The sequence below is a fragment of the Amazonocrinis nigriterrae CENA67 genome (assembly GCF_016056305.1).
GTDB lineage: Bacteria > Cyanobacteriota > Cyanobacteriia > Cyanobacteriales > Nostocaceae > Amazonocrinis > Amazonocrinis nigriterrae.
Genome location: NZ_JAECZC010000062.1, coordinates 62,153 through 74,772, shown reverse-complemented (window position 1 = coordinate 74,772; position 12,620 = coordinate 62,153). Strand labels below are relative to the sequence as shown.

Below are 12,620 nucleotides of genomic sequence, written 5' to 3'. Positions count from 1 at the left end.
GCACAAGTGATTCGTAGCTTGATAAGGTTGGGTTATTCCTTCAGCAACTTCCGCTAACCTTTGATGATACGGTTAAGGATGCAGAACCGGGGCGTAGCGTAACTTTTACTAAGGGAACGAAAAGTAACTTTGGTAAAGCAGAAGGTGAAATTCGACAATGAGCATAGAAGAGTTAGAGTCAACTTGATTAGCAAATATCAAAAATGCGATCGCAAAGTTGAGGTTTTGATTCCTGGTAAGCAATTAGTATCTTTAGCGGCGTTTTGTCACGCGGGTCAATCACTATAAACTTGCCATGCTCATCTAGCACAATATTAGGACTTACGCACTGTACCAACGAATCATCTTGTGTGTTAGTCTATACGTTGCTCAGATACCACTTCTTGGCGGTGCTAGCGATCGCCCAGTACGAGAGATAAATGACGAACGGACTGAACGGACAAAACGGACACAAGAAAAAACTAGAAACCCAGCTTTGGAATATTGCCGACTCGCTTCGGGGCAAGATGAATGCTGATGAGTTTCGGGATTATTGCTTAGGATTTATTTTCTATAAGTACCTCTCTGAGCGGCAGCATCTTTATGCCAATGAAGTTTTAGCCGAAGATGGCATTGACTTTCTGAAGATTGATGAATCTTCGGAGGAGGGGCAAGAATATATAGAGGCGATTCGGGACGAGTCGATCGCCACGCTGGGATATTTTCTGAAGCCGTCGGAATTGTTCAGTTCTTTAGCGGAGCGGGCGTTAGGGGCGAAAAAAGCCCATGAAGAAAATTTGAGGGATGAGGATTTTGAGTCGTCAAATTTTATTTTGGATGATCTCGCCCAGGTGCTTAACAGTATTGAACGCTCCACAATGGGCAAGGAAAGTGAGGAAGATTTTGATCATTTGTTTGAGGATCTGGATCTGAATTCGACGAAGTTGGGGCGGACTCCGAAGGCGAAAAATGCTTTGATTGCCAAAATTTTAGTGCATCTAAATAAGATTGATTTTCGGCTAGAGGAAACCGAGAGCGACGTGCTGGGAGATGCCTATGAATATTTGATTGGGCAGTTTGCCAGTGGTGCAGGTAAAAAGGCAGGGGAGTTTTACACGCCGCAGCAGGTGTCTAAGGTGTTGGCGAAGATTGTGACGACGGGGAAGAGTCGTCTGAAGTCGGTGTATGACCCCACTTGTGGATCGGGTTCTTTGTTGCTGCGGGTGGCGAGGGAGGTGGAATCAGTCGGGGATTTCTATGGGCAAGAAATGAACCGCACAACTTACAACCTGGCGCGAATGAACATGATTTTGCATGGGGTGCATTATCGCAATTTTGATCTGCGCCAGGAGGATACGTTAGAGAACCCCCAGCATGAGGGAATGCGGTTTGAGGCGGTGGTGGCAAATCCGCCATTTTCGGCGAATTGGAGTGCGAATAAGTTATTTGAGTCGGATGATCGCTTTAGTCAGTATGGGAAGTTAGCCCCTGCTTCTAAGGCTGATTTTGCGTTTGTACAACACATGATCCATCACCTAGATGATAATGGCATTATGGCGGTGGTGTTGCCCCACGGGGTTTTGTTTCGTGGTGCGGCAGAGGGGCAGATTCGCAAGTATGTAATCAAGGAAAGGAATTGGTTAGATGCAGTGATTGGGTTGCCTGCGAATATTTTTTATGGGACGAGTATCCCGACTTGTATTTTGGTGTTTAAGAAGTGTCGGGAAAATCCTGAAGATATTTTATTTATTGATGCCAGTGCCTATTTTGAAAAAGCGAAGAATCAGAATTATTTGCGGGATGAGGATGTTGACAAAATTGTCTCTACCTATCGGCAACGGTTGGCGGAGGAGAAGTATAGTTATCGCGCCCCGTTAACGGAAATTGAGGAGAATGATTTTAATTTAAATATTCCCCGTTATGTGGATACCTTTGAGGAGGAGGAGGAGATTGATTTAGACGCGGTGGCGCGGGAAATTCGAGAAATTGATCTGGAGATGGTGGAGACAGATCGGCTGATTCGTGGGTTTTGTGAGGAATTGGGGATTGAGGCACCTTTATGAGTAAGAAGTTAAACAAAAATTTGCCTCAGTTGCGGTTTCCTGAGTTTGAAGGAGATTGGCAACCCAAAACTTTAGGAGAATTGGCTGAATGGAGTTCAGGTGGAACACCATCTAAAGATAATTCAGATTATTGGGGTGGTGCTATTCCTTGGATTAGTGCCTCGTCAATGTATGACGATATCTTGCTTAGTTCCGATCAGAGAATAACACAACTTGGCTTAGAGAATGGCTCAAAATTAGCCACCAAAGGTTCAATTTTAATTCTTGTACGTGGAATGATGCTTTATAAGCGTATTCCCATCGGTATAGCAGGTAGAGATTTGGCATTTAATCAGGATATTAAATGTTTAAATATCCGAAACAAGAGAGAACTACCTTTTTTGTTCTACTGGTTTAAGTCTAAAGAAAATCTCATAAAATCTTTGGTATCTAGTACAAATGTTGGAACTGGCAAATTAGATATTTCCCAATTGAAAAGATTAGTTGTTGTCAGACCTTTGATCGCCGAACAAGAAAAGATTGCTAGTTTGTTGGGGGCAGTCGATCGCCGTCTAACCCAACTCCGCCGCAAGCAGGAACTCTTGCAGACCTACAAACGCGGCGTAATGCAAAAAATCTTTTCTCAGAAAATTCGGTTTAAAGATGCGATCGGTTCCCCCTTCCCTGATTGGAAAAGGAAAAAGTTAAGTGATATTGCAAAACCTATAAAAAGAACTCTTGAGTTTGAAAAAGAACTTCCAGTAATGTCTATTTCTGCTGGTTTTGGGTTTTTAGACCAGAAAGAAAGATTTAATCAAGTTATAGCTGGTTCAAGCTTAGATAAATACACTTTGATACACAAGGGTGAATTTTCTTATAACAGAGGTGCATCTAAAGCTTTTCCTTATGGTTGTATTTATCTAATGAAAGAATATGAAGAGGCTTTAATTCCATTTGTTTATAGAACTTTTCAATTAACTCATGGCGTTAAGTCTTTTTTTGCTCAATATTTTTTAACAGGCATTCTAGATAGACAACTTCGCAAACTTATTTCTTCTTCTGCGAGAATGGATGGACTATTAAACATTGGAGAAAAAGATTTTTATACTTTATCTGTTCCATTCCCAGTTGAAAACGAACAAGAGAAAATAACTAATTTTATAGCCGCCATCGATCACAAAATCGAAACCCTCTCCCGCCAAATCGAGCAAACCGAAAAATTCAAAAAAGGCTCACTGCAAAAACTGTTTATTTGAAAAAAGAAAACAAGGAATAAAATAAAGGTATTACCCATTACCTAATATAAAATATGGAGATTTAAGCAATGCTGAACTTGCAAATTACCAAAGAACAAGTATTTAGTTTAATTGAACAATTATCTTTGACAGAGCAACAGGAGATTTTGCAATATCTGAGTCAAAAACTCCATAGTCAACCAATTGATAGTCAATCTAATCCTGATCATACTTCAGAGCATCCCATTAACCAACTCTCAGGGAAAATTACAGCTTTTCAAGGGGTTAATGCTTTAGCTTGGCAAGAGCAAATTCGGAGTGAGTGGGATGAAACTGGATTATCTCATTGATACTAATATTTTGATCTCATTGTTCAATCAAGAATTAACCCAACCCATACCCAACGGTAACATAGGTTATTCTGTCATCACAAGTATTGAGATTTTATCTTTTAAGGGTTTATCTTCGCAGGAAGATAATTTAATTCGCTCAACTCTAAAAACTCTTATCGAAGTATCTCTAGATACGACTATTGCCGAAAAAACAATTCAATTAAGGCGAAAATATAGCTTAAAGATGCCTGATGCTGTTATTCTTGCGAGTGCTTGGGAGTGTGCAGCAGTGTTAATTACCAATGATAAGCAACTGTCCAAAATCAGCGAAGTACAGGTTCTTTCTTTGCCAACGAAAAGTTAGTTAGGGGATAGCGAATAAAATCAAAGTATTACCAATTACCCAAAAATGATCGATGCTAAAGACAAACCCACAAACTTAACCCCCGAAGAATACTTTGCTTGGGAAGAACAGCAACTAGAAAAACACGAACTGATCAACGGTCAAGTTTATCCTATGGGTATCTATGCCATGACCGATGGTAGCAAAAACCATAGCTTACTTGCTGCCAGATTGATCACATTTTTTAGTAATCATTTAGAAGGGAGTGGCTGCGAAACTGCAACTTCAGACCTACGAATTAATATTGTCGGCACAAATAACTACACCTACCCAGATGTCAGCGTCACCTGCGATGATCGCGACAAAACCACAACCCAATATATTACCTACCCCTGCTTAATCGTCGAAGTCCTCTCCGCCAGCACCGAAGCCTACGACAGAGGCGGCAAATTCCGAATGTACCGCCAAAACCCAGCCTTAATTGATTACCTACTAGTCAGTTCTACCAGCATTGAAATCGACCTGTATCACAAAAACGACGCAGGCGACTGGTTGATTATCAACTACAAACCAGGCGACACTATCGAACTCAAAAGCATTAACCTCAATTTCCCCATTGAACAAGTCTATCGCGGTTTAACCCTCACCCCAGAAACCCCAACAGACATCATTAGGGAATAGGTAGTATTTTATAGGTAGTAGGCAATAAATAATACCTTTATTATATTCCCCATTCCCCTATGCCCCAAACCGAAGCCGAACTAGAACAAAAACTGATTGAACGTCTAACAGGACTAGGCTACGAACCTGTCACCCTTCGCAACGCTGAAGACTTCAAAGCCAACCTCAAAACCCAACTGGAAAAACATAACCACATCAAACTCAGCGACACAGAGTTTAAAAGCATCCTCAACCACCTCGATAAAGGTAACGTCTTTGACCGCGCCAAACGCCTGCGCGACAAAATGGAACTCAGGCGCGACGATGGCACCACCTTTTACCTAGAATTCCTCAACACCGAACATTGGTGTCAAAACCAATATCAAGTCACGAACCAAATTACCCAGGAAGGCAAATACAAAAACCGGTACGACGTAACCCTGCTGATTAACGGCTTGCCCCTCGTCCAAATTGAATTGAAACGCCGAGGGCTGGAACTCAAAGAAGCCTTTAACCAAATCAACCGCTACCAACGCCATTCCTACGGCGCAGACAATGGACTATTTCAATATGTCCAAATTTTCGTCATCTCCAACGGAGTTAATACCCGCTACTACGCCAACAACCGTAAACAAGAATTTAAACAAACCTTCTACTGGGCAGACCAAGAAAACAACCTCATAACCCAACTAGAGAACTTTGCCGATAGCTTTCTGGAGAAATGCCACGTCTCCAAAATGATCTGCAAATACATTGTCCTGCACGAATCCGACAAAGTGCTGATGGTGCTGCGCCCCTATCAATACTACGCAGTAGAAGCCATTATTGAGCGAGTAAGGGATACCAATAACAATGGCTATATCTGGCATACCACTGGATCAGGCAAGACCCTCACCAGTTTCAAGGCTGCCCAAATCCTCACCCAATTCCCCAAAGTACATAAAGTGCTGTTTGTCGTCGATCGCGCTGACCTCGACTACCAAACCAGCAAAGAATTTAATTATTTTAGTCCTGACTGTGTAGACACCACCGACAACACCAGACAACTGGTAACACAAATGGCTGGAGATAGTAGCCTGATCGTCACCACGATTCAGAAACTCAACCGTGCGATAAAATCCCAACGCCATGAAGTCGCAATGGAGAGCTTGAAAGATAAGCGCATTGTGTTTATCTTTGACGAATGCCACCGTTCCCAATTTGGCGAAACTCATAAAAATATCGTCAAATTCTTTACCCAAGCCCAGATGTTCGGCTTTACTGGGACTCCCATCTTTGCCGATAACGCCGCCAGTAATCAACACGGTAGACGCACCACTAGAGACCTATTCCAAGAATGTCTGCATAAATATGTGATTACTAATGCGATCGCTGATGAAAATGTTCTTAAATTTTCCGTCGAGTATTGGGGCGCTGTCAAAGATTCGGGCAAACGCAAAGATGGCACACTCATTACAGAACCAAAATTAGATCCCGAATTCTTTGAAAATCCCGACCGAATTTCTCTGATTGTTGATTGGATTATTGCCAACCATAACCGTAAAACCCACGGCAGAAAATTCTCTGCTATGCTCTGCGTCAGTAACGTAGATACCCTAATTACTTATTACGAAACATTTAAAAATAAACAGAAACAGGCATTACATGACCTACGAGTTATTACTATTTTTACCCCCAGTGATAACGAAGAAGACGAAGACGCAAATGGCTTAATTGGAGAACCTGATTTCAATATCAGCACAGATACGAGCAGCAGCCATAGCCGCGACAAATTGAATAAATTTATCGCGGACTATAACCAGATGTACCAAACCCAACATTCAGCCAGAGATAGTCAGGCATTCTATGCCTACTACAAAGATATTTCCAAACGAATGAAGGATAGGGATCGGGAAAACTTTCAGGATCAGGAACGGGCTGATATTCTGTTAGTGGTTAATATGTTTCTTACGGGTTTTGATGTTAAGAAACTCAATACACTTTACGTTGATAAAAATTTGAAGTACCACGGGTTAATTCAAGCATACTCACGTACTAACCGCATTTTGGGCGAACTTAAATCTCAAGGAAATATTGTTTGCTTTCGCAATCTTAAGGAAAATACCGATCAAGCCGTTGCCCTCTTTTCCGATCCCGACGCTAATGAAGAAATTTTCATTGAACCCTACGATTACTACATTGAGAAATTTAATGAAGGTGTGCAAGAACTGAGAGCGATCGCCACTATCCCTAACGATGTCAATAAGCTGATTAGTGAAGACGACCAAGTTAAGTTTGTTAAAGCCTTTCGTAATCTTATCCGTTTACAGAATGTAAGTAAATCATTTACTGAATTTAGTTTTTCTGACTTGAATCTGGATGAACAAACCTTTGAAGATTATAAAAGCAAATATCTGGACATCTATGATAGAACGCGATCCAAACCCGATGACGAGAAAGAATCTTTGGTTGAGGAAGTTGATTTTGAACTGGAACTGATCCAGCGAGACGAAATCAATGTCGCCTATATTCTCAAGCTGGTAGCTAACCTTCAGCGCGATCGGCAAGCAGATGTCACGCCAGAAGAGTACCAGAGCCAAAAAGCTTCTATCCTTGAACTCATTGGTAAGGAAGCCCAATTACGAAGTAAACGGGATCTGCTGGAGAAATTTATCGAAGAGCGACTACCCACCCTTGAACCCGAAGAAAAAGTTGAAACTGTCTTTCAAGACTTCTGGACTCAAGAACGTGTTGAAGCAATTCAGCAACTTTGTATAGAGGAAAATCTCAAGGTCGAAGTTGTTAATCAAATGATTGCCGACTACAAATTTTCTGGGAAAGAGCCATTAAGAGAAACTGTGCTGAGTGCTTGTAGCGAAAAACCCAAATTATTAGATCGTAAAAAAATCTTTGCGCGAGTCGTATCAAAATTACTCGACATCATCAACAAATTTGATGACGCTCTTGGTGAGCTTGGCGAGGAAGAATAAAACGGTCTGAGACGAATGTGATTGTTACAGAACTATCAGAGGAAGCCCAACTCAAGCTAGAAGTGATACAAAGTTTGCTCGAACCATGCGATCGCACAACTTATGGGCAGAAATTGAAGGAGGCTGCGGAAAAACTGGGTGTGACAGTCCGAACGGTGCAGCGTTTAGTAAAAAAATGGGAGGAGAATGGTTTAGTCGGATTCACTCAGACAGGTAGGGCTGATAAAGGAAAACTTAGTCATCGGTGCTTTCAAGACACTAATTTGTCACAACGACAATTAAAAAGTCATTACGACAATAATCTGTCACTGATGACAAACAATTAGTCACTGTACAATAAAGTCACGAAAGCCGCCAAAATAGCGACTTTTCTTTCATGGGTAGTACTGGACTCGAACCAGTGACATCCTGCTTGTAAGGCAGGCGCTCTACCAACTGAGCTAACCACCCGCTGCACCACACAATAAATAAGATTAGCACAATTTTTTTAAAAGTGCAAGTACTTGGGGAAAAATTTTTTCTCTTAGGTATTCATATGTTTGTAGTCATCTGGCTTAACCCCTATCTGTTCAAGGTATTCTTGAGAAAAGCAGCGCAGTCAGTCGGTGCGTTCGTCGTTCGCGCCCTTCGTCTTTGAAGGAGAAGACGTTGCCCTTGGCATCGCTCTACCACCCAAGTCAAGTTATTGAACTACAAGACTCCCAATATATGAAAGCTTACGAGATTCAAAGCAATGCTGGCGTTGATGCTTTGACGTTAGTTGATCGCCCCCAACCCCAACCCGCAGCGGGGCAAGTTTTGATCAAAGTTCGAGCCACATCGCTAAATTACCGCGATTTACTAGTGACTGAGGGAGCCTATGGTTCAGGGGTGAAATATCCGGTGATTCCTCTGTCTGATGGTGCAGGGGATGTAGTAGCGGTGGGAGAAGGTGTCACACGGGTGAAGATAGGCGATCGCGTGGCTGGTATTTTCTTCCAAAACTGGATTTATGGCTCTTTGACCAGAGAGAAAATGAAATCGGATTTGGGAGGTGGTATCGATGGGATGCTCGCTGAGTATGTCGTTTTACACCAAGATGGTTTAGTTTTATTACCTGACCACCTATCCTATTGTGAAGGTGCAACTTTGCCCTGTGCTGCTCTCACAGCTTGGCACGCTTTGGTCACAAAGGGCAATATTGGTGCAGGTGACAGTGTTTTGTTACTCGGTACTGGCGGCGTTTCGATTTTTGCTCTTCAGTTTGCTAAGATACATGGCACTAGGGTGATTGTGACTTCTAGCAGTGATGAAAAATTAGCACGAGCCAAACAACTTGGTGCTGACGAGACTATCAACTACAAGATCACACCAGACTGGGAAAAGCAAGTTTATACACTGACTAACCGCACAGGTGTAGATCATGTGGTGGAAGTAGGCGGTGCTGGGACTCTACCAAAATCCTTACAAGCAGTCTGCATTGGGGGACGTGTCAGCTTGATTGGCGTATTGTCCGGTAGAGGAAATGAAATTGACCCCATGCCAATTTTGTTTAAGAGTTTAGCAGTTCAGGGGATCTATGTGGGTAGCCGGGAAATGTTTGAAGCGATGAATCAGGCGATCGCTCAACATCAACTTCACCCAATTATTGATCAAGTTTTCCCTTTCAGTGAAGCAAGACAAGCTTATCTTTACCTTAAAAGTGCTGCTCACTTCGGTAAAGTTGTAATTGAGCTGGGTAATGGGTAATGGGTAATGGGTAATGGGTAATGGGTAATGGGCCAGATGTGATGACTAATAGTAGAATCCAATTCTCTTTTTCCCAATTCCCAATTCCCAATTCCCAATTCCCAATCCCCAATCCCTTTTAAATTAAAACTGCCAATTGAGTTGTAACCCTAGAACATCCACTTCGCTTTCAAATTCACCTCTTAATGTAGCCCCTGTGGAATTGGTTTCGTTAATGGGGCTATCCTCAGAGAAAATATGGGTGTAACCAATGTCAAAACTCAGTGACTTAGAGGGTCGGTAACTAGCGCCAAACCCTAGCAGAGTGCGATCGCCACCAGGTAATCTGGCTGTGACATCTTCATCACTAATAGGGCTAGGATCATAGGTAACACCAGTCCGCAGTGTTAATTGATCATTCACAGCGTAGTTAACCCCCACCCCAAAACGGTAGGTATCATTCCAGTTCTCTGGCTGTACGATAGCTGGTTGATTGGGGTTGGCAAACTTAATTCGTAATTCCTGAAAACGGCTCCAGTGTGTCCAGGTAACATCACCAACAATGGCAACACGGGGATTAAGCTCTTGGTAAATAGCAAGTGACACGGTATCGGGCAGTTTTAAAACGGTGCTAGCACCTGTGTCTGTGAACCCTCCCGTTGCCGCGACAAATCTTGATACACTGGCCGGAACTGTAAAGTCGGCATCTCCCCGGATATCTTGGGTAATGGGAGAACGGTAACTTAGACCGATGCGCGTGCTTTTACTCGGTTCGTACATGACTCCCAAGTTGTAACCCACACTCCAATCAGAACCAGTAATTTTAACTAAACCGTCTGCTTGTTGTGGTTGGATAGGTAAGCCTCGACTCCGAACGATTGAACCAAAGTCAATGGCGTTAGATAGTTTTGCTTCGGCATATTGTACATTCAGACCCGCACCTACAGAAAAGTTATTAGTTAATTTAGCTGCAATGGTGGGATTGATATTGATGGTAGCGAGTTTAGACTCTATTGCTTGGTAACGCCCAACCCAATCTTTGTTATATGTGGTAGCCAGTCCAAAAGGAACATTGATACCAATACCCGCTTTCACAGTATCAGAAAGGCTCCAAGCAGCATATAAGTTGGGCACAGCAATATCAACACCTGCATCACCGCCATTGTTACCAGTCAATGCTGCACCTGATCTGAGAGTAGAGTTTTGGTTTTTAAATTTGACTGTGGGGAAAATTACAAAGGAACCCCCAACAACAGAATTGCCTGTGAGACGAGTCAACCCAGCGGGATTAGAAAAAATCGTACTAGCATCCTCAGCGCTGGCTGCACTTCCAGCGAAAGCAGTTCCCAGATCCTTAACGCTCTGTTCATTTAAAGCAAATCCTCCAGCAAATGCTAAGCTTGCTGTACTACTTACTGTCAGTGTCGTCAGTATTGGTACTAGCGACAACTTTATCCGTAACTGCTGCATCTTCAGTTTTTATAACCTTGTCTTATGTTTGTTTTTTAAGTGGTTACACTTAATTTTCACTGAAGATGAGTTAATTACATGAATTCGTAATTAAGAATTACATAAAAAAACTCCACCCACAAGGGGATGGAGTTTCCCGCCAACTTCCATAAAAGCCCCGTAAATTTGATACGGGGCTAATTGCTAGATAATTAGGATTTCAGTTGGCAGTGCGATCGCAAATGTTCTGGCGCTATCTTAAGCAGGAATAAACTTGAGTGAGACACCGTTCATACAGTAGCGTTTGCCAGTGGGTGCAGGGCCGTCATCAAACACATGACCCAAGTGTCCGCCACAGCGATGGCAATGCACTTCAATTCTAGTCATAAATAACGACCGATCTACAGTAGTAGCGATCGCGCCTTCAATTGGTTGAAAGAAACTAGGCCAGCCTGTACCACTGTTAAATTTGCTGTCAGATGTAAACAACGGCAGTTCACAACCAGCGCACACATAAGTGCCTTCAGCATATTGCTTATCAAGTGGGCTGGTGAAAGCCCGTTCAGTTCCATGTTTCCGCAATACACGAAACTGTTCTGGCGATAAAATTGTCTGCCACTCTTGTTCAGGTTTGTTAATTTCAAACTCAGTATTAGAAGTTGTCATGTTTTCCGACCTCTGATTGATATTGATAGAACGTGATAAAAAGGCAGCACCAACTAATACAGCGCTAGCCTCTAAAAAATAGCGTTTGTTCATACATCTATTATTTTCCAATTCAGCGCCAATCTACTCTAGTAGTCTGCCAACCCAAAAATGCGCTTGTGGAGCTTGGGTAAAGGTTAAAGGGAAAAGGGTAAGGGACAAAAACCTTTCCCCTTTCCCCTTTACCCCGCCAAGGCAACTTGGCGTACTACTAGTAGAGATATCACCTGACAGCAGGCATTTTTGTAACTAGCAACTTGAGCCAAAAAAATCCCCCAGCCAGTGTTAGCCAGCCAGGGGAGTTAGTTATCAGGGTGCATCTACCAATTAATTGTTCGCATCTAAAACAGCATCTTCCGGACAAATCTCTAATTGTGATACCAAAAAAAAATCCCCTAGCCAGTGTTAGCCAGCCAGGGGAGTTAATTATCAGGGTGCATCTACCAATTAATTGTTCGCATCTAAAACAGCATCTTCCGGACAAATCTCTAATTGTGATACCAAAAAAAATCCCCCAGCCAGTGTTAACCAGCCAGGGGAGTTAATTATCAGGGTGCATCTACCAATTAATTGTTCGCATCTCCAACAGCATCTTCCGGACAAATCTCTAATGGTGATACCAAAAAAAATCCCCCAGCCAGTGTTAACCAGCCAGGGGAGTTAATTATCAGGGTGCATCTACCAATTAATTGTTCACAGCTCAAACAGCGCCTTCCGGATAAATATCTCATAATATGGTTGTTGGTGATGCCCTTTAAAAAAATCCCCCAGCCAGTGTTAGCTAGCTAGGGGAGTTAGTTATCAGGGTGCATCTACCAATTAGTTGTTCGCACCCCAAACAGCGCTTTCCGGATAAATGTTTCATAATCATGGTTGTAACTGCTATTAAGTATAAAAAAAAACATTTAATGTTAATCAATTTGGCAACTTAATTCTTAAGGAGCAATTTTTTGTTCAGTTGTATTCTTTGGTAAAGAATCCTTGTATTGGTGGTTGTGACTGTTTGCCAAAATTAAAAAAACCCCTAATAGGCATGAGCCGACTAGGGGAGTTGAAGATCAAGGTGCATCTACCAATAAAGTGTTCTATGCCGATGCCAACTAATCCGGATAAAGTTGTAGAAGTACAAAAAGCAAAACAACTGAGTTGAGAAACATTAAGTAGCAGGATGCATCTAAGGTATCAGAAGGAGCGAAAAA

11 protein-coding genes and 1 tRNA gene are annotated in these 12,620 nt (G+C 42.3%); 8 read left to right on the top strand and 4 right to left on the bottom strand.

Annotated features, from left to right (window positions below):
• Positions 1-187: 187 nt before the first annotated feature.
• Positions 188-337, bottom strand: coding sequence for a hypothetical protein (locus tag I8748_RS34715; RefSeq protein WP_214662744.1), 150 nt, complete (start codon positions 335-337; stop codon positions 188-190).
• Between the two features lie 82 nt (positions 338-419).
• Here I8748_RS34715 and I8748_RS25265 point away from each other — a divergent pair, with 82 nt between their 5' ends.
• The 7 genes from I8748_RS25265 (at position 420) to I8748_RS25235 (ending at position 7,886) form a co-directional block, all read left to right on the top strand.
• A complete protein-coding gene (locus tag I8748_RS25265) occupies positions 420-2,042 on the top strand; it encodes a type I restriction-modification system subunit M (protein WP_198127275.1) in 1,623 nt (540 codons plus the stop codon).
• Positions 2,039-3,277 (top strand): restriction endonuclease subunit S, encoded by a 1,239-nt coding sequence (locus I8748_RS25260; protein WP_198127274.1) that lies wholly within the window; start codon positions 2,039-2,041, stop codon positions 3,275-3,277. The genes I8748_RS25265 and I8748_RS25260 overlap by 4 nt, the downstream gene beginning before the upstream one ends.
• Before the next feature lie 68 nt (positions 3,278-3,345).
• Positions 3,346-3,606, top strand: a complete 261-nt coding sequence (locus I8748_RS25255; RefSeq protein ID WP_198127273.1) for a hypothetical protein — start codon at positions 3,346-3,348, stop codon at positions 3,604-3,606.
• Entirely contained in the window at positions 3,584-3,952 is a 369-nt protein-coding gene (locus tag I8748_RS25250) for a type II toxin-antitoxin system VapC family toxin (protein WP_214662743.1), read from the top strand. Before I8748_RS25255 ends, I8748_RS25250 begins: the two co-directional genes overlap by 23 nt.
• 45 nt (positions 3,953-3,997) lie before the next feature.
• Complete coding sequence (locus I8748_RS25245; RefSeq protein ID WP_198127271.1) at positions 3,998-4,612, top strand: Uma2 family endonuclease; 615 nt, start codon at positions 3,998-4,000, stop codon at positions 4,610-4,612.
• Positions 4,613-4,671: 59 nt separating this feature from the next.
• The gene (locus tag I8748_RS25240; protein ID WP_198127270.1) at positions 4,672-7,560 is read left to right on the top strand and encodes a type I restriction endonuclease subunit R; all 2,889 of its coding nucleotides are present in this window, start codon (positions 4,672-4,674) and stop codon (positions 7,558-7,560) included.
• A gap of 17 nt (positions 7,561-7,577) precedes the next feature.
• Positions 7,578-7,886, top strand: a complete 309-nt coding sequence (locus I8748_RS25235) for a helix-turn-helix domain-containing protein (protein WP_318781263.1) — start codon at positions 7,578-7,580, stop codon at positions 7,884-7,886.
• A gap of 51 nt (positions 7,887-7,937) precedes the next feature.
• Here the strand turns inward: I8748_RS25235 and I8748_RS25230 are convergent.
• Positions 7,938-8,010 (bottom strand) — tRNA-Val (locus I8748_RS25230).
• Between the two features lie 258 nt (positions 8,011-8,268).
• Here I8748_RS25230 and I8748_RS25225 point away from each other — a divergent pair.
• A complete protein-coding gene (locus tag I8748_RS25225; protein ID WP_198127269.1) occupies positions 8,269-9,288 on the top strand; it encodes a zinc-dependent alcohol dehydrogenase family protein in 1,020 nt (339 codons plus the stop codon).
• Positions 9,289-9,411: 123 nt separating this feature from the next.
• Here the strand turns inward: I8748_RS25225 and I8748_RS25220 are convergent, their stop codons facing one another.
• Together I8748_RS25220 and msrB are read right to left on the bottom strand one after the other, a co-directional pair.
• On the bottom strand, positions 9,412-10,737 hold the full coding sequence (locus tag I8748_RS25220) for an OmpP1/FadL family transporter (protein ID WP_198127268.1): 1,326 nt from the start codon (positions 10,735-10,737) through the stop codon (positions 9,412-9,414).
• Between the two features lie 237 nt (positions 10,738-10,974).
• The gene (msrB, locus tag I8748_RS25215) at positions 10,975-11,475 is read right to left on the bottom strand and encodes a peptide-methionine (R)-S-oxide reductase MsrB (RefSeq protein WP_198127267.1); all 501 of its coding nucleotides are present in this window, start codon (positions 11,473-11,475) and stop codon (positions 10,975-10,977) included.
• Positions 11,476-12,620 lie beyond the last annotated feature (1,145 nt).